The organism is Aquitalea magnusonii (assembly GCF_002217795.2).
GTDB classification, from domain to species: domain Bacteria; phylum Pseudomonadota; class Gammaproteobacteria; order Burkholderiales; family Chromobacteriaceae; genus Aquitalea; species Aquitalea magnusonii_B.
Genome location: NZ_AP018823.1, coordinates 4,193,315 through 4,212,709, shown reverse-complemented (window position 1 = coordinate 4,212,709; position 19,395 = coordinate 4,193,315). Strand labels below are relative to the sequence as shown.

Annotated in this window: 20 protein-coding genes; 13 read left to right on the top strand and 7 right to left on the bottom strand. The window is 63.1% G+C overall.

The features are described from left to right. Nucleotide 1 precedes the first annotated feature (1 nt). The 5 genes from DLM_RS19765 to gmhA all read left to right on the top strand — a co-directional run bounded on the left by DLM_RS19765 (nt 2) and on the right by gmhA (nt 3,641). The gene (locus DLM_RS19765; protein ID WP_089082419.1) at nt 2-931 is read left to right on the top strand and encodes a methyltransferase domain-containing protein; all 930 of its coding nucleotides are present in this window, start codon (nt 2-4) and stop codon (nt 929-931) included. Next, nucleotides 928-1,581, top strand: coding sequence for an alanyl-tRNA editing protein (locus tag DLM_RS19760; protein ID WP_089082418.1), 654 nt, complete (start codon nt 928-930; stop codon nt 1,579-1,581). Before DLM_RS19765 ends, DLM_RS19760 begins: the two co-directional genes overlap by 4 nt. Continuing rightward, nucleotides 1,575-1,970, top strand: a complete 396-nt coding sequence (locus DLM_RS19755; protein ID WP_089082417.1) for a GFA family protein — start codon at nt 1,575-1,577, stop codon at nt 1,968-1,970. The genes DLM_RS19760 and DLM_RS19755 overlap by 7 nt, the downstream gene beginning before the upstream one ends. Before the next feature lie 55 nt (nt 1,971-2,025). Further along, nucleotides 2,026-2,913: a DMT family transporter gene (locus DLM_RS19750; protein WP_089082416.1), complete on the top strand. Its 888-nt coding sequence runs from the start codon at nt 2,026-2,028 to the stop codon at nt 2,911-2,913. 143 nt (nt 2,914-3,056) lie between these two features. Further along, nucleotides 3,057-3,641 (top strand): D-sedoheptulose 7-phosphate isomerase, encoded by a 585-nt coding sequence (gmhA, locus tag DLM_RS19745; RefSeq protein ID WP_089082415.1) that lies wholly within the window; start codon nt 3,057-3,059, stop codon nt 3,639-3,641. Between the two features lie 221 nt (nt 3,642-3,862). On the opposite strand, the gene DLM_RS19740 is transcribed toward gmhA, so the two are convergent. Further along, on the bottom strand, nt 3,863-4,654 hold the full coding sequence (locus tag DLM_RS19740; RefSeq protein WP_089082414.1) for an inositol monophosphatase family protein: 792 nt from the start codon (nt 4,652-4,654) through the stop codon (nt 3,863-3,865). Between the two features lie 266 nt (nt 4,655-4,920). On the opposite strand from DLM_RS19740, the gene DLM_RS19735 reads away from it, so the two are divergent. After that, nucleotides 4,921-5,649 carry a 16S rRNA (uracil(1498)-N(3))-methyltransferase gene (locus tag DLM_RS19735; protein WP_089082514.1) on the top strand — a complete coding sequence of 243 codons (729 nt, stop codon included), beginning with the start codon at nt 4,921-4,923 and terminating at the stop codon, nt 5,647-5,649. A gap of 466 nt (nt 5,650-6,115) precedes the next feature. Here DLM_RS19735 and DLM_RS19730 read toward each other — a convergent pair whose 3' ends face one another. Next, entirely contained in the window at nt 6,116-6,685 is a 570-nt protein-coding gene (locus tag DLM_RS19730) for a hypothetical protein (protein ID WP_089082413.1), read from the bottom strand. 87 nt (nt 6,686-6,772) lie between these two features. Beyond that, complete coding sequence (locus DLM_RS19725) at nt 6,773-7,618, bottom strand: D-hexose-6-phosphate mutarotase (protein ID WP_089082513.1); 846 nt, start codon at nt 7,616-7,618, stop codon at nt 6,773-6,775. A 209-nt stretch (nt 7,619-7,827) separates the two neighbouring features. Here DLM_RS19725 and hutC point away from each other — a divergent pair, with 209 nt between their 5' ends. The 6 genes from hutC to hutH all read left to right on the top strand — a co-directional run bounded on the left by hutC (nt 7,828) and on the right by hutH (nt 15,509). Next, on the top strand, nt 7,828-8,544 hold the full coding sequence (gene hutC, locus DLM_RS19720) for a histidine utilization repressor (RefSeq protein ID WP_231959914.1): 717 nt from the start codon (nt 7,828-7,830) through the stop codon (nt 8,542-8,544). Nucleotides 8,545-8,781: 237 nt separating this feature from the next. Next, complete coding sequence (locus DLM_RS19715; RefSeq protein ID WP_089082411.1) at nt 8,782-9,606, top strand: undecaprenyl-diphosphate phosphatase; 825 nt, start codon at nt 8,782-8,784, stop codon at nt 9,604-9,606. Between the two features lie 198 nt (nt 9,607-9,804). Then, nucleotides 9,805-11,055 (top strand): imidazolonepropionase, encoded by a 1,251-nt coding sequence (gene hutI, locus DLM_RS19710; RefSeq protein ID WP_089082410.1) that lies wholly within the window; start codon nt 9,805-9,807, stop codon nt 11,053-11,055. Then, nucleotides 11,052-11,987 (top strand): formimidoylglutamase, encoded by a 936-nt coding sequence (gene hutG / locus DLM_RS19705; protein ID WP_089082409.1) that lies wholly within the window; start codon nt 11,052-11,054, stop codon nt 11,985-11,987. The genes hutI and hutG overlap by 4 nt, the downstream gene beginning before the upstream one ends. A 131-nt stretch (nt 11,988-12,118) precedes the next feature. Then, nucleotides 12,119-13,801, top strand: a complete 1,683-nt coding sequence (gene hutU / locus DLM_RS19700; RefSeq protein ID WP_089082408.1) for a urocanate hydratase — start codon at nt 12,119-12,121, stop codon at nt 13,799-13,801. A 175-nt stretch (nt 13,802-13,976) separates the two neighbouring features. Next, nucleotides 13,977-15,509 carry a histidine ammonia-lyase gene (hutH, locus tag DLM_RS19695; protein WP_089082407.1) on the top strand — a complete coding sequence of 511 codons (1,533 nt, stop codon included), beginning with the start codon at nt 13,977-13,979 and terminating at the stop codon, nt 15,507-15,509. Between the two features lie 79 nt (nt 15,510-15,588). On the opposite strand, the gene DLM_RS19690 is transcribed toward hutH, so the two are convergent. The 4 genes from DLM_RS19690 to DLM_RS19675 form a co-directional block, all read right to left on the bottom strand. Further along, the gene (locus DLM_RS19690) at nt 15,589-16,713 is read right to left on the bottom strand and encodes an SLC13 family permease (RefSeq protein WP_089082406.1); all 1,125 of its coding nucleotides are present in this window, start codon (nt 16,711-16,713) and stop codon (nt 15,589-15,591) included. Between the two features lie 54 nt (nt 16,714-16,767). Beyond that, nucleotides 16,768-17,067, bottom strand: a complete 300-nt coding sequence (locus DLM_RS19685) for a superinfection immunity protein (protein WP_089082405.1) — start codon at nt 17,065-17,067, stop codon at nt 16,768-16,770. Nucleotides 17,068-17,159: 92 nt separating this feature from the next. Further along, nucleotides 17,160-17,741 carry a uracil-DNA glycosylase family protein gene (locus DLM_RS19680; protein WP_089082404.1) on the bottom strand — a complete coding sequence of 194 codons (582 nt, stop codon included), beginning with the start codon at nt 17,739-17,741 and terminating at the stop codon, nt 17,160-17,162. Nucleotides 17,742-17,823: 82 nt separating this feature from the next. Continuing rightward, nucleotides 17,824-18,717, bottom strand: a complete 894-nt coding sequence (locus DLM_RS19675; protein ID WP_089082403.1) for a DMT family transporter — start codon at nt 18,715-18,717, stop codon at nt 17,824-17,826. Between the two features lie 80 nt (nt 18,718-18,797). Between DLM_RS19675 and DLM_RS19670 the strand changes: the two genes are divergently transcribed. Further along, nucleotides 18,798-19,391, top strand: a complete 594-nt coding sequence (locus DLM_RS19670) for a helix-turn-helix domain-containing protein (protein ID WP_089082402.1) — start codon at nt 18,798-18,800, stop codon at nt 19,389-19,391. Nucleotides 19,392-19,395 lie beyond the last annotated feature (4 nt).

Below are 19,395 nucleotides of genomic sequence, written 5' to 3'. Positions count from 1 at the left end.
GATGGAACTGGCACAGCAATGGCTGCAAGGCAGGGGCGTGGAGCTGGGACGCGGCGCGCACAATCCGCTGGCCCCGGCCGACTGCATCAGTGTGGCACCCTGCGACGGGGTGGATTTTCTGGATGCGCGCGACCTGATCGACTACCAGGTGTACGCCGCCGAACAAGAGCGCTATGGCAAGGGCGTGGCCAAGGTGGACGTGGTGGCCGAAGCCACCGCGCTGCCGTTTGCTGCGGGAGAGCTGGACTATGTGGCCAGCTCGCATGTGCTGGAGCATCTGCCGGACATGTTCAGCGCCTGGCTGGAATGGGGGCGGGTGCTGCGCCCCGGCGGCATCAGCTTCATGATCGTGCCCAAGCGCGATGCGATGGTGGAGGACAGCCTACGCCCGCTTACCGGCCTGCAAGCTCATGTGGATGCCTTTTGCCAGCGGGTGACCCCGCAATCGCTGGCTCCCGCCTTGTCCTGGCGCATGCACTACCATGTGTTCACCCTGCAAGGCCTGTTCGATGCGCTCAACTGGTTTAACCAGCAGGACCTGGGTTGCTGCTGGCTGCTGGAAGCGCAGGAAGAGACCGACAGCAATGTCGGCAATGGCCACACCCTGGTACTGAGCAAGCAAGCCACGCTGCCCGCACTGGAAGGCAGCGTCGGCCCGCTGGGGGCTGCTTTCCAGGCCGAGCGCTATGCCGAGGCCGCCTTGCTGGCCCGTCAGGCGCTGTCGCTGAATTTCCGCATTCATGAAGCCTGGTTCATCCTGGCCATGTCCCAGTTGCAACTGGGCGATTCGCGCGCGGCGGTGCAGTCGCTCACCCAGGCGCTGGTATTGCAGCCCAAGCACGCCGAGTACCGCGCTGTGTACCAGCAACTGCTGGGCCAGCCCTTCAGCTACCCGATGAGCCTGGTCGACTACCTGGCGCGTCTGCTATGAGCGGCAAACTGTTCTGGACTGATCCCTACCAGACCACGCTCACCACCACGGTGGCGCGGGTGGACGGCCAGCAGTTATGGCTGCAGGACACCATCTTCTATGCCTTCAGTGGCGGACAGGAAAGCGATGCCGGCACCATTGCTGGCTGGCCTGTCGTGCAGGCGGAAACACAGGCTGCGGACATTGTGTACACCCTGCCGCCGGAGCATGGCCTGTCGGCCGGAGACACGGTAAAGGTGCAGATAGACTGGCCGCGGCGCTACCGGCTGATGCGCTTGCACTTTGCCGCCGAACTGACGCTGGAAACCATTTACCGCGACGTTGCCGGGGTGGAAAAAATTGGCGCGCACATTGCGGCGGACAAGGCGCGCATCGACTTTGCCCTGGCCGAACCCATCACCCCGCATCTGCCCGCCATCAGCGCCAAGGTGCAGGGCCTGATTGATGCTGACAGCGAGATTGTCAGTGCCTTCTCCGACCTGGAAGCCGAGCGCCGCTACTGGGAAGTCCCCGGCTACTGCCGGGTGCCTTGCGGGGGCACGCACTTGCGCCGCACCGGCGAGGTGGGCCGCATTGCGCTCAAACGCAAGAATATCGGCAAGGGCAAGGAGCGGGTGGAAATCACCCTGCTGGAGGATGTGCCATGCTAGGCGGTTGTCTGTGCGGTGCCATCACGTATGAAGTGGATCAACTGGATCTGCCCATCAGCCATTGTCATTGCCACACTTGCCAGAAAGCCCATGCCGCGCCCTTTGTGCCAACGGCCGGGGTGCTGCGCCAGCATTTTCGCTGGCTGCGCGGGGTGGACCAGTTGGGCAGTTTTTTGTCCTCGCCCGGCAAGCTGCGCCATTTCTGCCGCCAGTGTGGCAGCCATCTGCTGGCCGAGCGCGAGGGCAGCCCGTATGTGATCCTGCGCGTGGCCACGCTGGACCAAGCCCCGGCACAGCAGGCCAGCCAGCATATCTGGACCAGCCATGACCGGCCCTGGCTGCAAGCCGACACGGCGCCGCGCTGGCCGGAATGGCCGCCTGACAGGTAAGCTGGCGCTTTTCCAACACCTATCCGGCCCCGCGCCGGGGACTGACTGGATTGTCATGTGGTACGACCTTGCCGCCGTGGGCGCGGCAGCCTGCTGGGCCTGGGGCGGTATTCTCGGTGCCGGGCCATCCCGCCATTTCGGCCCCTTCACCTTTACCCGCCTGCGGCTGAGCCTGATGACGCTGCTGTTGGGCGGCATCAGCCTGGCCATTGGCGGCTGGCACAGCATGCAGTGGGCCAATGTGCTGCCGGCGCTGCTGTCCGGCCTGACCGGCATCTTTCTGGGTGACACCCTGTATTTTTCCGCGATGAACCGGCTGGGCCCCCGGCGCTCCGGCCTGTTGTTTGCCACCCACTCGGTGTTTTCCGTGCTGCTGGGCTTGTTGTTCCTGCAGGAAAAGCTCAGCCTGCCGGCCTTTGTCGGCAGCGTGATGGTGTTTGGCGGCGTGCTGCTGGCGGTGGCGTTTGGCCGTGGCAAGCAGCAAGGCAAGGCCTGGGAGCAGCCGGCACATTTGAAAGCCGGGGTGTTGCTGGGCCTGGCGGCGGCGCTGTGTCAGGCGCTGGGCACCTTCTTTGCCAAACCGGCCATTGCCGGCGGGCTGGAGCCGGTCACTGCCTCGGCCATCCGCATGGGGGTGGCTTGTGCGGTGCATTACCTGTTGCTGTACGGTGGTCTGCCGCTGGCCAAGAGCCGCGGGGCCTTCATTCCGCGCATCCTGGCTCAGACGGCGCTGAACGGCGTGGTGGCGCTGGGCCTGGGCATGACGCTGATCATGCTGGCGCTGCAACACGCCAATGTGGCCACGGTGGGCATGCTCTCCGCGCTCAGTCCGGTGTTGATCCTGCCCATGCTGTGGTGGGTGAACAGACAGCCACCACCACTGGTGGCCTGGCTGGGAGCCCTGGTCAGTTGTGCCGGCACGGCGCTGATTGTGCTGCGCTGATTGTGCTGTGCCAAATTTTACCTGGCCGGGGTTTCCTGCCGTGGCCGGGGGCAGGGTATGATGCAGGGGCTGGCCGCTGGGCCGGCCCTGTTTACTGATGGCAATGGCGCGGTGCCGTTGCCCACACGCAAGACGGATCACCGATGATTTCCCATATCCAGTCCAGCCTGACTGAGGCGCAGACCGCTCTCAACAATCTGCTGGCCAATCCCCAGGCGCTGGCCAGTATTGAAGCAGCTGCGCAGCAACTGATTACCAGCCTGGCCGCTGGTGGCCGCATCTTCTCCTGCGGCAATGGCGGCTCCATGTGTGATGCCATGCACTTTGCCGAAGAACTGACCGGCCGCTACCGCAACAACCGGCGCGGCATGGCCGCCATTGCCATTTCCGACCCCAGCCACATGAGCTGCGTGGCCAACGACTTTGGCTACGAACATGTGTTTTCGCGCTATCTGGAAAGCCATGGCCGGGCCGGCGATGTGCTGATCGGCATCAGCACCAGCGGCAATAGCCAGACCATCGTCAACGCCGCCACGGTGGCGCGCGAACTGGGCATGAAGGTGATCATCCTTACCGGCCGTGCCGCCACCCGGCTGGAGCCGTTGGCCGACGTTTACGTCAACACTCCGGGCGGCCAGTATGCCGACCGCGTGCAGGAACTGCACATCAAGGTGCTGCATATTCTGATCGAGCTGGTGGAACGGCATTTCTGCCCGGAAAACTACTGATTGCTGCATGGTTGGATCGGTAATGGAAAACGGCCCTGACGGGCCGTTTTAGGCTGCTGACAAAGTAATCTGGTTCGCTTGCACCGGACCCGGCCAAGCCGGGCCTTACGACCAAGCACCTGATTCCGCAGCCTTCCCATCTAATCCCAATCCCCCCGCCCTTTCCCTGAAAGCGAGAGGCGGTTTGTCAATAAGTTGAAACGGCCCTGACGGGCCGTTTTTTACTGATTAGCCCGCACCCAGCGGTGCCAGTGGCCGTACAGTTCCGGGTCGATGGCGGCAATCACCGAACGCTTCCACACCGTGTCGCTCCAGTAATCGTCGGTATTCAGGCTGGCCAGGCAGCCGCCGGCTTCCTCTACGATGACCGCCCCGGCGGCGTAGTCCCACAGGCGCTGGCCGCCATGCAGGTAGAGGTCGTAGCGGCCGGCTGCCAGGAAGCACCAGTCCAGCGTGCTGGAACCCATGCTGCGCTGGCTGCCAAACGGTGCCACGCTGCTCATGCGCGCCGCCAGTTTGCCGGAGCGCAGGTATTTCACCTCGACGGCGGCAATGGCATCGCCCATGCTGTTGCGGGTGGTTTTCAAGGGCAGGCGACGGCCATTGAGCCAGGCACCCTGGCCACGGCGGGCATAGAACATTTCGTCCGACACCGGGTTGTAGATTACCCCCAGTTCGCTGACCCCGCGCACCATCAGCGCCACCGAAATGGCAAAGTAGGGCAGGCCGTTGACGAAGTTGGTGGTGCCGTCGATGGGGTCCACCACCCACAGGCCGTCCGGGTTGTCCTGCCACAGGGCATCCTGCTCTTCGCGCGTCATTTCTTCGCCCAGCACCGGGTGCGGCAGCACGCGCGGCAGCATGTCGCCCAGTGCCTGCTGGCAGGCCATGTCCGCCTCGGTAAACAGCGAGCCGTCGTCCTTGCGCGTTTTACCCACGCGCAAAAAGCGCGGCATCACCTCCTGGCGTGCCACGTCCCGGACAACCTGCATCACCTGTTCAACCACCTGCATTATGTTCTCCTGGGTCCCGCTGTTATCGGTCAGCCGGTGCGGGCAAGGTAGGGTAAGCTGGGCTCACTCTGGAAGAATAGTTGCAAATCCGGCATGCCAGGCCCCCATTCAACGGTGGTGCTCATCAGGAATGCGGACGCGTCATGCGTCGTCAGGGCCGAGCTTGGCGGGAAAAGCTGTCAGAATAGCCACTTGCCAAAGACGAGTTGTTGCAACTGCAGCAAACAAAGCAAAATACCGTTATCACCACGGACTTTCAATACGCCATGCCAAGGTTTTTTATCGAAACAGCGCTGGCGGCAGGTCAAACCCTGTCGCTGCCCGATACCGTTGTCCGTCACATCCAGGTGCTGCGCCTGAAGGAAGGCGACAGCCTGACCCTGTTCAACGGACAGGGTGGGGAGTATCAGGCCACCTTGCTGGCGCTGCAAAAGCGTGATGCCAGTTGTGAAATCACCCGCTTTGACGACATCAGCCGCGAGTCGCCCATCTGGCTGGGCCTGGCGCAGGCCATTTCCAGTGGCGACCGTATGGAATTCACCCTGCAAAAAGGGGTGGAAATGGGGGTGTCGCTGTTTCAGCCGATTGCCGCCGAACGCTCGGTGGTGAAGCTGTCCGGCGACCGGGCTGACAAGCGGGTGCAGCGCTGGCAGGAAATCGTGCAATCGGCCTGTGAGCAATGCGGCCGCAATACCTTGCCGCAGGTGCTGCCCATCCTCAGTCTGAATGAATGGCTGCAACAGCAACAGCAGGCGGATGCGCGCCTGATCCTGTCGCCGTTGGGGACGCAAAAGCTGGCTGACATCGCCAGCGCACCCAAGCGGGCCTGGCTGATGGCCGGGCCGGAAGGTGGTTATTCCGCCCGCGAGGAAGGTGCCGCGCTGGCTGCCGGCTGGACCCCGCTGAAACTGGGGCCGCGCATCCTGCGCACCGAAACCGCTGCGCTGGCGGCGGTGGCGGCGGTGCAGGCGGTGTGGGGGGATTATTGTATCTAGAGCTTCGCCGTCGTTGCCAACTCCGGCAGGGAATTAAATTTTGAACCGCTACGCGGTGCTGTTTTTCATGGCGGGGCTGCCCGCCGAGCAGGCAGGGGAGCTGCCTCGCCAGCTCCCCTGCACCCCTAGGCGACCCCAGGTTGCGCGAAACCCCGCCTGCTTCGGGCCGGGCAAGGCGCCGCCGAACTCGCCATTCGCTATCGTCGAATGGCTCAGACATTGCGGCGGCTTAAAACCTTGCCCAACCCGCCCCAGTCGGCGCGCGCCACGGGGAGAAGGGGCTGCGTCGTCAGCGTGATGGCTTCCGGTTTTGCCACAGCTCCGCCATGTAAACATCACCGCGCAGCGGACAACCGGCTGTTAAAACGTAGGCATTGCGATCCCGCTATGACTTGGCTGGTAAACGCGGCCAACAAAAAGCCCGGCTGGGCCGGGCTGGATGATGTCGATCAGAGCGTAAGCTTGCTCATGCCGTGGTGGCGATTTCCTGCTGCCGGTAAATCAGCGCACCGGCCAGCAGCAGCTCCTGTTCGCCCAGCGTGAACTGTCCGGGCGGCGCGGCACGCTCGAACAGAAAACGGCGGCCTTCGTATTCCACCCAGGCGCTGATGGTCTGGTCATGAAAACGCCCCAGGATTTCAGTGGAACGCGTTACCGCATTCACATCCGACACCACAATACCCACAGGCTGCGGCACTTCCTCGGCCACTTCCCAGTTTTCCCGCGCCGGCAACTGCGGGGCGTTGCGGGTGGCCATCTGCAGCCACAGGCGATAAATCCACAAGGGCAGCATCACCCGGTGTACCCGCTTGTCGTCGGTAATCACGCAGGCCACCGGAAAGCGGTGGTGGCAGGCGGGACAACTGCCCTGCGCCGCCAGAAACAGCTTGTCCTGCTGCAGGCTGGCCAGTCCGGACATGTGTTCACAACCCACCATGGCATGGCAGTGCGGGCAGTGCTTGCCGAAGCGGCGCACCCGGTTGCCATTGGGGAAGGTGACGGGGAGATAACTGGAAATCGTGTGCTGTCTTGCCATTGACTATCAATCCACTACAACGCCATGCATGGCGGAATGCCTGGCAGTATACCCTGTCCATCGGGATGGGGGGCAGGCCCGTCTGATTCAGACTGCCCGTATCTGGCAGCCCAGGGTATGGCTGGCACCTGGCGGCAGCGTGTAGCTGTCTTCGCCGGCATTCGCCGCTTCGATGCAGACAAAATCCTGCCAGCCCTCATCCGGCAGGTCCGCCAGCCGCGCGGCCTTGTCCTGCCACGGGTTCCACACCACCACGCTGCCCGAGCCGCGGCGGCTGATATGCAGTTTGCGCTGCCAGCCAGGGTCGCTCAGGATGACGTCGGCCTCGCTATAGACAATGGCGTCGAACTCGCCATTGAGTTGCAGTGCCGCGGATGGCATGCGGCTGTAGCGGGCGGCCACTTTGTCTTCGAACACGGCATCTTCCAGCCCGGCCAGCCGGATGCGGCGGCTGTCGCTGACAGCCAGATAACTGTGCAGCGCCGTGCTCACCGTGTGTGGTTGCTGGCTGTGATTATGGGTGTGCAGCTGCATGGCAATGTGGTCGGACAGGGTGTATTCCAGTTCAACATCCAGCCCTTGCCAGTGCGGGCCTTGCAGTTTCACGTGAAACGCATCGCTATCCTGTTCCACCGCCAGCAATTGCCAGGGCTGCTGCCGCGCCACGCCGTGCGCCGGTGCGCTGCTGTCGGTGGGATGCGGCCCAAACCAGGGCCAGCATACCGGTATGCCGCCGCGAATGGCCTTGCCGGTTTGCAGGAGGGCTTGTGGTGACATGTATAGCCAGGGCTGCTGACCGTAGGGCTGATAAGACAGCAACTGGCCACCCAGCAAGGACAGGGTGGCGCAGAAGCTGCCGCTATCGAGCTGCAGCAGGGTAAGGTCATTGCCCAGCGGAATCAGTTGGGCAGCAGCGGGCAAGGGAATGGCCATCAGGCATCTCGCGAGCAGTAAAATGGGCTGATCATAACCCAATGCCGGCCAGTCTTCTGCCTGCGGTGGTACTGTTTGGGCGATCAGGCTGGTCAGCACCGTCCGAAGCGGGCATGCTGATACACGGAATTCTGCGCTGGATCAGCCATTGGCATGGCTGGCCGGTCTAGAATGTCTACATTCATCACTCTGCTTTCATGGAACACAAGGTGCCTGCCACAGCTCAACCGCGCTATCTGCGTATCAAGGAATACATTCTGGAAGGCATTCGCAAGAAGGAATTCCTGCCGGGCAACAAGATCCCGCCGGAGCTGGAGCTGGCCAGCCAGTTTTCCGTGTCGCGCATGACGGTGAACAAGGCGGTACGCGACCTGGCCGAGGCCGGCATCCTGCTGCGTTTTGCCGGGGATGGCACGTATGTGGCCGAACGCAAGGCCGAATCGCCGCTGCTGGACATCAACAATATCGCGGCGGAAGTGGAAGCGCGCGGCCACACGCACAGCGCCGACGTGCATCAGCTGGAAACCATCGCGGCAGGTGAAGAGATTGCCCTGCAGTTGGGGGTGAAGGTGGGTACGCCCATCTATCACTCCATCCTGGTACACCGTGAAGACGGCCTGCCTATTCAACTGGAAGACCGTTATGTGAATCCGGCCTGGGCACCGGATTACATCCTGCAGGACTTCAGCCGCCGCACCCCCAATGAATACCTGATGGAAACCTGCCCGCTGACCGATATCGAGCACAGCGTGGAAGCCATCCTGCCGGATGCGCGCGAGCTGGCCATGCTGGATATCGCCGCTGGCGAGCCCTGCCTGCTGGTGTTGCGGCGCACCTGGTCGTACAAGAATCTGGTGACTTTTGCCCGGCTGGTGCATCCGGGCGGGCGTTACAAGCTGCGCTCGCAAAGCCGGGTGAAGAAATAAGCCTCTGCACGGTGCCGGCTGCAGCTAACAGCCGGCCTTGTGTCCAGGTGGGATGGTGAGCAAGCACGCGGTGGCGGCGGTCTGACAGGGCCGCCGTCTGCACGTCTGCAGGCCTGGTGCGCGCCGCTGCCGGGCGCTAAAACTGCAGCTTGCCGTGATTCTGTCATCCATGTCGGCTATGCTGTCGCAGTATTTCGCCATCATCCTTACCAACCTGCCAACACAGTCAACAACATCATGGACACACTGCTTTTGCTCAAGGCAGCCATTCTCGGCATTGTCGAGGGGCTGACCGAATTTCTGCCCATTTCCTCCACCGGCCACCTGATCCTGGCCGGGGAATTGCTCAAGTTCAACGATGAACGCGGCAAGCTGTTTGAAATCGTCATCCAGTCCGGTGCCATCCTGGCGGTGATCTGGGAATACCGCGCGCGGATTGCTGCGGTACTGGGCGGTGCCCGGCACGACCCGGCGGCACGACGCTTCATTCTCAACCTGGCGATTGCCTTCTGCCCGGCCGCCGCGCTGGGCTTTCTGTTCAGCAAGGCCATCAAGGCCCATCTGTTCAACGCCCCGGTGGTGGCCAGCATGTTCATCATTGGTGCGCTGGTCATCATGTGGGCCGAGCGTCGCCAGCACAGCATCCGGGTGCAGACGGTAGAGGAAATGAGCCCGCTGGATGCGCTCAAGGTGGGCTGCGCCCAGGCCTTTGCGCTGGTGCCGGGGACTTCACGTTCCGGTGCCACCATCATCGGCGGCATGCTGTTTGGCCTGTCGCGCAAGGCGGCCACCGAGTTTTCCTTCTTCCTGGCCATTCCCACGCTGATCATTGCCTCGCTGTATTCGCTGTATAAAGACCGTGCGCTGCTGGCGGCGGATGACCTGGGCATCTGGGTGGTGGGCCTGCTGTTTTCCTTTGTCTCGGCCTTCTTCTGCGTGCGCTGGCTGCTGCGCTTCATTTCCAGCCACAGCTTCATGGTGTTTGCCTGGTATCGCATCGTGTTCGGCATCATCGTGTTGCTGACATGGCACTACGGCTGGGTGAACTGGGTGGATAGCTGAAACCCGGCTGTGGCTAATTGACTATACAAATACTGTTGGATTTTTGATGCACAAGGGGAGCCCGCGGCTCCCCTTTTTATTTGTGCAACTGTTTGATTATTGTTGATTTAATAGTGTTTGCATGTTGTATGCAATCAGACATCGTGGTTGACAAGCCATAGAGCAGGGTTTATTTGTATATACAAATCAGGAGCAGATATGAGCAAGCCCACCAACAATATGCGCAGCCTGTGGCTCAATGCCCGGCTGGCCACCATGGATACGCAGCACCCCGCGCCCTATGGCGCGTTGCACGACCACCTGCTGGTGGTGGAGCAGGGCCGTATTGCCGCCATCCTGCCGCAAGGTCAGCTGAACCCGGCCAGTTTCGATGGCGAGGTTATCGATGTGGCTGGCCGCTGGATCACCCCCGGCTTTATCGATTGCCACACCCATCTGGTATATGGCGGCAACCGGGCGGCGGAATGGGAGCAGCGCTTGCTGGGCGTGCCGTATCAGCAGATTGCCGCGCAAGGCGGTGGCATTGTCTCCACCGTGCGCGCCACCCGTGCGCTGAGCGAAGCACAATTGGCCGCCACCAGCCTGCCGCGCTTGCAGGCGCTGATGGCAGAAGGCGTCACCACGCTGGAGTCCAAGTCCGGCTATGGCCTGAACCTGGAAGATGAAATCAAGCAGCTGCGTGTGGCCCGCCAACTGGGTGACAGCCAGCCGGTGGAGATTGTCCCCACCTTGCTGTCTGCCCATGCGCTGCCGCCGGAATTTGCCGGTGACGCCGATGGCTATATCCAGCACGTCTGCCAAGACATTCTGCCCACCGTGGCAGAACAAGGCCTGGCCGAAGCGGTGGATGTGTTTTGCGAAAGCGTGGGTTTTTCCCCGGCGCAAACCCGCCGCGTGTTCGAAGCCGCGCAACGGCACGGCCTGCGGGTGAAGGGCCATGTCGAGCAGCTTTCCAATCTGCAGGGTGCGGCGCTGGTAGCCGAATTTGGCGGCCTGTCGGCCGACCATATCGAGTATCTGGACGAGGCCGGTGTGGCAGCCATGCGCGTGGCCGGCACGGTGGCAGTGCTGCTGCCGGGTGCATTTTACTTCCTGCGTGAAACGCAAAAGCCGCCAGTCGAACTGCTGCGCGCGGCCGGTGTGCCGATGGCGGTGTCCACCGATCTGAACCCCGGCACCAGCCCGTTTGCCTCCATCCGGCTGGCGATGAACCAGGCCTGCGTGCTGTTCGGCCTGTCGCCGGAAGAAGCGCTGGCCGGTACTACCCGCCATGCCGCCCAGGCGCTGGGCCGTGGCCACAGCCACGGCAAGCTGGCGCTGGATCATGTCGCCGACCTGCTGCTGTGGGATATCGAACACCCTGCCGAAATCGTCTACGGACTCGGCGTCAACCCGCTGGCCGAACGGGTATTCCGTGGCCAGCGTCCGGGCAAGGAAACAACACAATGACTCCAGACATGAAGCTGTGGACCGGCCGCGTGGACGCCGGTGAAGGCGAGCTGGCGCGCCGCTGGCACCAGTTGGCCACGCCGTTTGCACCCGGCCTGCCGGCAGGCATCGGCATTGCCGGTTTTGCCTGCGACGAAGGCGTGCGGCGCAATCAGGGCCGTGTCGGTGCGGCGGCAGCTCCCGCCGTCATCCGCAAGGCACTGGCCAATCTGGCCTGGCATCAGGACCGGCCATTGTGCGATATGGGCGATGTGGCCTGTAGCGATGGCGATCTGGACGCCGCCCACCTGCGGCTGGCGGCGGCGGTGGAGCAACTGGCGCGTGCCGGGCACTTTCCGCTGGTGCTGGGTGGTGGCCACGAAACCGCCTACGGCACCTGGCGCGGCCTGGCCGCAGCGCATCCGGACCAGGTAATCGGCATCATCAATTTCGACGCCCACTTCGACATCCGCGAGGCAGCCGAGGCCACTTCCGGCACGCCGTTTGCGCAGATTGCCGCTGACTGTGCCGCGACTGGCCGTCCCTTCCATTACCTGTGCCTGGGCGTGGCCGAGCCATCCAACACCCAGGCGCTGTTTGCCCGTGCCGGGCAGTTGGGCGTGCAGTGGCTGCTGGACAGCGCACTGAACCAGGCGGGCCTCGCCAATGCCCAGCGTACGGTGCAGGACTTCATCGACCAGGTGGACATGGTCTATCTCACCATCGATCTGGATGTGCTGCCCGCCAGCGTGATGCCTGCGGTGTCCGCTCCTGCCGCCATGGGGGTGGAGCTGCCGGTGGTGGAAGCACTGGTCAGCGCCATTGCCGCCAGCGGCAAGCTGGCCGGGGCCGACCTGGTGGAGCTGAACCCGCAATTCGATATCGACAGCCACGGCGCGAAGACGGCGGCCCGGCTGGCGTGGAGTATCACCCGTCATCTGGCCTCGCAGTAAGAACCGCTAAGCAAACCGTGTAGGGAACCCGTGCCAAGGCGGCGCAACGCTGGAGCGGGGTTTTGTCAGCGGTTCCCGGTAAGGAATTCAGGGCAGTTGCCCGACAACATGGCAGTACCAAGGAGACAGCAATGAGCGCAGCACAACAAGACAGCCGCTTTGACCCGACCCGTGTGATCCGCGCCCCGCGCGGCACCGAACTTTCCTGCAAAAGCTGGCTGACCGAAGCCGTCTACCGCATGATCCAGAACAATCTGGACCCGGAAGTGGCCGAGCATCCGCAAAGCCTGGTGGTATATGGCGGCATCGGCCGCGCTGCCCGCAACTGGGAATGTTTCGACACCATCCTGGACGTGCTCAAGCGTCTGGAAGACGACCAGACCCTGCTGATCCAGTCCGGCAAGCCGGTGGGCGTGTTCAACACCCACGCCGACGCGCCGCGCGTGCTGATTGCCAACTCCAACCTGGTACCGCACTGGGCCAACTGGGAACACTTCAACGAGCTGGATAAGAAGGGCCTGATGATGTACGGCCAGATGACCGCCGGCTCCTGGATCTACATCGGCTCGCAAGGCATCGTGCAGGGGACTTACGAAACCTTCTTTGCCGTGGCCAACCAGCACTTCGACGGCAAGCCGCAAGGCCGCTGGATCCTGACCGGTGGTCTGGGTGGCATGGGTGGTGCCCAGCCGCTGGCTGCCACCATGGCCGGCTTCAGCATGATCGCCGTGGAATGTGATGAAACCCGCATCGACTTCCGCCTGAAAACCCGTTACGTGGACCGCAAGGCCACATCGCTGGACGAGGCGCTGGCCATCATCGAAGACGCCAAGCAAAGCGGCAAGGCGGTGTCCGTCGGCCTGCTGGGCAATGCCGCCGATGTGTTCACCGAGCTGGTGAACCGTGGCATCACCCCGGATGTGGTGACCGACCAGACCTCCGCTCACGACCCGGTACACGGCTATCTGCCGCAAGGCTGGACGGTGGAACAATGGCGCGCCAAGCAAAAGACCGACGCCGCTGAAATCACCGCTGCCGCCAAAAAGTCCATGGCCGTGCAGGTACGCGCCATGCTGACCCTGCAACAGCGCGGTGCCGCCACGCTGGACTACGGTAACAACATCCGCCAGATGGCGCTGGAAGAGGGCGTAGAGAATGCCTTCGACTTCCCCGGCTTTGTTCCGGCCTATGTGCGCCCGCTGTTCTGCGAAGGCATCGGCCCCTTCCGCTGGGTGGCGCTGTCCGGCGACCCGGAAGACATCTACAAGACCGACGCCAAGGTGAAGGAACTGATTCCGGATGACCCGCACCTGCACAACTGGCTGGACATGGCGCGTGAGCGCATCAGCTTCCAGGGCTTGCCGGCACGTATCTGCTGGGTGGGCCTGAAAGACCGTGCCCGTCTGGGTGCAGCTTTCAACGAAATGGTGAAGAATGGCGAACTCAAGGCGCCGATCGTGATTGGCCGCGACCATCTGGACTCCGGCTCGGTGGCTTCGCCCAACCGCGAAACCGAATCCATGCTGGATGGTTCGGATGCCGTGTCCGACTGGCCGCTGCTCAACGCCCTGCTGAATACCGCTGGCGGCGCCACCTGGGTGTCCTTGCACCACGGTGGTGGCGTGGGCATGGGCTTCTCGCAGCACTCCGGCGTGGTGATTGTGTGTGACGGTACGGACGAAGCCGCCAAGCGCGTGGGCCGTGTACTGCGTAACGACCCGGGTACCGGTGTAATGCGTCATGCCGATGCCGGTTACGACATCGCCAAAAACTGCGCGCGTGAGCAGGGCCTGGACCTGCCGATGCTGAAATAAGCCGGGTAGAGCATGCCCGATCCGGCCTTACCTTGCCGCGGGCATTCTCTGTGCAGAAATCACGTCATCAGCGCCATTGCCCTGGCATCGGCGGCAGGGCAGGCGCTACAACAAGAACATATCCGGCCACGCCTGCGGGCGTGAGGCCAGCTGACAATCAATAGAGACTGAAACCATGAGCATTCTCCATATCGTACCGGGCCAACTGACACTGGCCGACCTGCGCCGCGTTTCACGTGAAACCGGCCTCAAGCTGCAACTGGACCCGTCCTGCCACGCCGGCATCGACGCTTCCGCCGCCACCGTGGCACGCGTGCTGTCCGAAGGCCGCACCGCCTATGGCATCAACACCGGTTTTGGCCTGCTGGCCAATACCCGCATTGCACCGGACGAGCTGGAACTGCTGCAACGTTCCATCGTGCTGTCGCACGCTGCCGGTATTGGCGCGCCGATGGATGATTCCACCGTGCGTCTGGTGATGGCACTGAAAATCAACTCGCTGGCGCGTGGTTTCTCCGGCATCCGCCGTCAGGTGATCGAAGCGCTGGTCACGCTGTTCAACCACGGCATCTACCCGGTGATTCCGCAAAAGGGTTCGGTGGGCGCGTCCGGCGACCTGGCCCCGCTGTCGCACATGAGCGCAGTGCTGATCGGCGAGGGTGAAGCCTTCGTCAACGGCCAGCGCGTACATGGCCGTGAAGCCATGCAGGCTGCCGGTCTGCAGCCCATCACCCTGGCCCCGAAAGAGGGCCTCGCCCTGCTCAACGGCACGCAAGCCTCCACCGCCTTTGCGCTGGAAGGCCTGTTTGCCGCCGAAGACCTGTTTGCCTCTGCCGTGGTGGCAGGCTCCATGTCGGTGGAAGCCGCGCAGGGCAGCCGCACCCCGTTTGACGCCCGCATCCACGCCGTGCGCGGCCATGCCGGCCAGATCGATGCCGCCAGCGCCTACCGTGCGCTGCTGGAACACAGCGAAATCGAACACTCGCACGAAAACTGCGGCAAGGTGCAGGACCCGTACAGCCTGCGCTGCCAGCCGCAGGTGATGGGTGCCTGCCTGACGCAGATCCGTCACTCCGCCAGCGTGCTGCAAGTGGAAGCCAACTCGGTATCGGACAACCCGCTGGTGTTTGCCGACGACAACGACATCCTGTCCGGCGGCAACTTCCACGCCGAGCCGGTGGCCTTTGCCGCCGACAACCTGGCGCTGGCCATTGCCGAAATCGGCTCGCTGTCCGAGCGCCGCATGGCACTGTTGATCGACAGCAACCTGTCCAAGCTGCCGCCCTTCCTGGTGAACAATGGCGGGGTGAACTCCGGCTTCATGATTGCCCAGGTCACCGGTGCGGCCCTGGCTTCGGAAAACAAATCGCTGGCGCACCCGGCCTCGGTGGACAGCCTGCCCACCTCGGCCAACCAGGAAGACCACGTATCGATGGCCACCTTTGCCGGTCGCCGTCTGCGCGATATGGCCGGTAACACCGCCGGCATTCTGGCCGTGGAACTGCTGGCTGCCTGCCAGGGTGTGGACTTCCGCGCCCCGCACAAGGCCAGCGCCAAGCTGGAAGAAGCCAAGGCCGAACTGCGTGCGCAAGTGCCGTTCTACGACAAGGACCGCTACTTCGCACCGGATATCGAAAAGGCCGCTGCGCTGGTGGCCAGCGGCAGTTACAACCGCTTTGTCGCGGCTGGCTTGCTGCCCTCTTTGTAAGCACGGCTAGTCATCAGGAGCTTGGCCCGGCACCGTCACGGTGACCGGGCTTTTTTGCGTGGAATGGCGGGACGGGATGTCAGAGCAGGCAGTAGCCCAGCACGCCTGCCAGCAGCAGCGCGGGCAGGGAATACAGATGAAAACGCAGCCAGATGCCGCGCTCGCCCGCCATGCGCAGGGCAATCAGGTTGGCCAGCGAACCCAGCACGCAGCCAAAACCACCGGCATTCACCGCATAGGCCAGCACCTTGTAGGCGCTGCTGTATTTCACCAGCAGGATGGTGGCAGGCACATTGCTGATCAGCTGCGAAGCCAGCAGGGCGGTCAGGTACAGGCTGCCGCTACTCAGCCCGGCCACGGCATCGGTCCAGTGGTGTACCAGCGGTAGCCCGGTCAGCAGGCGGATATCGACAAACATCAGCATGAACACGGCAATCAGGCTCCAGTCCACCGCCAGCAGCAGGGCCGGGCGCAGCAGGGCAATGCCGGCCAGCACCGCCGCCAGGCCCCATAGCGCATGGCCGGATTCCAGCGCCACGATAAAGCCGATGTACAACAAGGCGCAGCTCCACAACAGACCGGGCTGATAGCCGCTGGCGTCGTCGTGCAGTTCGGCATGAATGCGCTGACCGGGAAACGCTAGGGCGGTGGCCAGTAGCAGCAGCGCCATGCTGCCCAGTGCCAGCGGGGCCATCTGCCAGGTAAACGCAGCAAAGGACTGGCCGGACAACTGCCACAGCAAGATGTTTTGCGGGTTGCCGATCGGGGTGAGCAGCGAGCCGGCATTCACCGCCAGCGCTTCGAATATCACCAGCCGGCCAATGGGCAGACCGGCAATGCCACGCAGGCTGAGGGTAAGCGGCACCACGATGAACAGCGCCACATCATTGGTGAGTACGGTGGACAGCAGGGCCGACATGCCCACCAGAAACAGCGCCAGCGATCTTTCCCGCGCCAGCCGGTTGATGATGAGGCGGCCCAGATGAGCCAGATAGCCGCTTGCTTCCACGCCCTTGGTCAGCAACAGCAGGCCGGACAGGGTGGTGATGGTGGGCCAGTCTATCCAGTGGACAAACTGGCTGGCCGCCGCGGGCTGTGGCAGCCATAGCAGCAGCATCAGCAACAGCAGCACATGCAGCAGCCGGTCGTGCAAGAACGGGGCGAGCAAGGCGGCCAGACGAGAGGGGGAGGTGTGTGCAGACATGGCGGCAGCTTACGGGAAGGCTGCCGCCGCCATCAAGCTGCGTACACGGCGGCGTCAGTCCTGGGTGCGCAAGTCGTCACGCTTGATGGCCATGCCCATGGCGATGATCCAGGGAATCAGCAGCCAGCCGCCCAGCACATTGATGAGCACAATGGTTTTCAGGCGCGGGCTTTTCACCAGCCAGGCGGTGATGGCGGGAATCAGATAGGCCGGAATCATTACCAGCGCATCACCCAGCCACATTGCCGCCGTAACGAAATCCGGCTGGTTGGTGAACGTGCCGTACAGCCACAGCAGAAAAGCCAGCGCCAGCACGATGGCCAGCAGGCCCTTGATCAGATCGACAGGTTTCATGACATCCAGAAAAGAAGCAGACAAGTGCCAAGCCTAATCATGCCGGCCCGGCTTTGGCAAACCCCTTGGTCAAACAAGCGGTGGAATGTGGTTTAGCTTGTGCCCAGCAGTTGTTGTACACGCTGGCGCAGCACCGGCAGCACCTCGGCAGCAAACCAGGGGTTGCGCTGCAGCCACAGATTATTGCGCGGGCTGGGATGGGGCAGCGGCAGGATATGCGGCCAGCCGGCCTGCCAGTTGCGTACCGCCTGGGTGATGTTGCCGGCAGCCGGCAGATGCCAGGCCAGCGCATGCTGACCCAGTAGCAGCGTCAGTTGCAGCTTGGGCAATTGCTGCAGCAACGGCACACGCCAGTGGGCGGCACATTCTGGCCGTGGCGGCAGGTCGCCATGCGGGCCGCTGCCCGGATAGCAAAAACCCATGGGCAGAATGGCCACCAGCGTGGGGTCGTAAAACTGTGTGGCATCCAGGCCCAGCCAGTCGCGCAGGCGGGCGCCGCTGGCATCGTCAAACGCAATGCCTGAGGCATGCACCTTGCGGCCTGGTGCTTGCCCGGCAATCAGCAAGCGCGCACTTGGATGCAGTTGCAGCACCGGGCGCGGGCCCTGTGGCAGTTGATCGGCACAGAGCCGGCAGTGGCGTACCTGATCAAGCAGCGTGATGTAGTCGGACATGCGATTGGGCTGGAGTGGTGGTCCTGCCGTTTATGTGCCGGCTCGGTTGCTGCTGGCAAGTGCTTTGTCTGCCATCTGCGCGTCAGTGCGGGCGTCGTCCGCCCAATTGGCTGATCAGCACGCTGGCCACAATCAGCGCCGCACCGCTGATGGCCATGATGCCCAGTTGCTCACCGGCGATGGCACCCACCAGCCCGGCCCAGACCGGCTCCATCGCATAAATGATGGTAGCGCGGGTGGCGGGGACGGTTTTCTGCGCCCAGTTCATGGCAATCTGGATGACGGCAGTGGCCAGCCCCATGCCCAGCAGGCTGACAAGCAATACCGGATGCGCCTGCGGCGCGGCTTCGCCACTCAGTTGCCAGCCCAGTGCCGCCAGCAAGGACACGGTCAGCAATTGCACCACCGCCACCCGGCGCGGGTGACACTGGCCGGCAAAGCGGCCCACCAGGCTGATTTCCAGTGCGATCATGGCAGCCCCGGCCACGGTCAGCCATTCGCCTGCGCCGAAATTGAATTGCAGGCCGCGCGGGTCGGACAGCAAAACCAGCCCGCCAAAGGCCACGATGATGCCCAGCCAGGCCGCCAGCCGTGGCCGGTGGCGAAACAGCAGTAATTGGAATAATGGCACCAGCGGCACATACAGGCCGGTGAGAAAAGCCGACTTGCTGCTGGGAATCAGTTGCAGGCCCAGCGTCTGCAGGCTGTAGCTGCCAAACAGCACGCTGCCCACCAGTGCGCCGGTCAGCAGCTCGCGCCGGCTCAGGCCGCGCAGCTCGCGCCAGCACAGCAGCAGGGCAATCAGGCCGGCGATGCCAAAGCGCAGGCTGACAAAGCTGAATGGCCCGGCCCATTGCAGCGCATGCTGCACCACCAGAAAGGTGAAGCCCCAGATCATGGTGACGCCGATCAGCACCAGGTCGGGCAGGCGGGATGGGCTGGGCGGCAGGCTGGCGGTGGCGGTCAGCGATGTCATGGACGTGCTCTCGTTGCGGGTGAGGAGTCTGTGAAATATAATGCACAAATCACCATTTGGGCAATATATTGCACATAGCCATGAACAAGCCAGCAAACGGGTCACTGCAAGTGATGCAGAACGTGGCAGACAATCTGCGTCTGGCACGCCTGCAGCAAGGCTACAGTCAGGAAGTGCTGGCCACGCGGGCGGGCATCAGCCGCCGCATGCTGGTGAATATCGAAGCCGGGGAAAGCAATGCCAGCATTGCCACGGTGGACAAGCTGGCTTCGGCACTGGGGCTGAGTTTTGTCGACGTGGTGCGCCCGCCGTCGCTAAGCGACAAGGCCCGGGCTTTGCCGCTGCGCATCTGGCAGGGCGAGCAGGCTGACAGCCATGCCAGCTTGCTGGAGTCGCTGGCCATGCCGGGCAAGACACTGGAGCTGTGGCGCTGGCAACTGGCGGCCGGTGACAGCTATCACGCCGAAGCCGACGCGCCCGGCTGTCAGGAGCTGCTGTATGTACTGGCCGGACAGCTGCAATTGCAGTTACCGCGGCAACAGCAAACCCATGTGTTGCAAGCCGGGCAGTCGTTGGCTTTTGCATTGGATCAGCCATGCAGCTATCACAATCTGGGTGCTGAGCCCTGCACATTCACCAAGAGTGTGCTGATGGTGCCACATCAGGATCAATGAAAAA

Coding starts and splice junctions, on each gene's coding strand:
- hutH (WP_089082407.1), top strand. CDS start 13,977: ATGAGCATTCTCCATATCGTACCGGGCCAACTGACACTGGCCGACCTG.
- DLM_RS19725 (WP_089082513.1), bottom strand. CDS start 7,618: ATGGCCATTCCCTTGCCCGCTGCTGCCCAACTGATTCCGCTGGGCAAT.
- DLM_RS19675 (WP_089082403.1), bottom strand. CDS start 18,717: ATGACATCGCTGACCGCCACCGCCAGCCTGCCGCCCAGCCCATCCCGC.
- hutU (WP_089082408.1), top strand. CDS start 12,119: ATGAGCGCAGCACAACAAGACAGCCGCTTTGACCCGACCCGTGTGATC.
- DLM_RS19740 (WP_089082414.1), bottom strand. CDS start 4,654: ATGCAGGTGGTTGAACAGGTGATGCAGGTTGTCCGGGACGTGGCACGC.
- DLM_RS19735 (WP_089082514.1), top strand. CDS start 4,921: ATGCCAAGGTTTTTTATCGAAACAGCGCTGGCGGCAGGTCAAACCCTG.
- gmhA (WP_089082415.1), top strand. CDS start 3,057: ATGATTTCCCATATCCAGTCCAGCCTGACTGAGGCGCAGACCGCTCTC.
- DLM_RS19690 (WP_089082406.1), bottom strand. CDS start 16,713: ATGTCTGCACACACCTCCCCCTCTCGTCTGGCCGCCTTGCTCGCCCCG.
- DLM_RS19685 (WP_089082405.1), bottom strand. CDS start 17,067: ATGAAACCTGTCGATCTGATCAAGGGCCTGCTGGCCATCGTGCTGGCG.
- DLM_RS19670 (WP_089082402.1), top strand. CDS start 18,798: ATGAACAAGCCAGCAAACGGGTCACTGCAAGTGATGCAGAACGTGGCA.
- DLM_RS19730 (WP_089082413.1), bottom strand. CDS start 6,685: ATGGCAAGACAGCACACGATTTCCAGTTATCTCCCCGTCACCTTCCCC.
- hutG (WP_089082409.1), top strand. CDS start 11,052: ATGACTCCAGACATGAAGCTGTGGACCGGCCGCGTGGACGCCGGTGAA.
- DLM_RS19680 (WP_089082404.1), bottom strand. CDS start 17,741: ATGTCCGACTACATCACGCTGCTTGATCAGGTACGCCACTGCCGGCTC.
- DLM_RS19715 (WP_089082411.1), top strand. CDS start 8,782: ATGGACACACTGCTTTTGCTCAAGGCAGCCATTCTCGGCATTGTCGAG.
- DLM_RS19765 (WP_089082419.1), top strand. CDS start 2: ATGGAACTGGCACAGCAATGGCTGCAAGGCAGGGGCGTGGAGCTGGGA.
- DLM_RS19760 (WP_089082418.1), top strand. CDS start 928: ATGAGCGGCAAACTGTTCTGGACTGATCCCTACCAGACCACGCTCACC.
- DLM_RS19755 (WP_089082417.1), top strand. CDS start 1,575: ATGCTAGGCGGTTGTCTGTGCGGTGCCATCACGTATGAAGTGGATCAA.
- hutI (WP_089082410.1), top strand. CDS start 9,805: ATGAGCAAGCCCACCAACAATATGCGCAGCCTGTGGCTCAATGCCCGG.
- DLM_RS19750 (WP_089082416.1), top strand. CDS start 2,026: ATGTGGTACGACCTTGCCGCCGTGGGCGCGGCAGCCTGCTGGGCCTGG.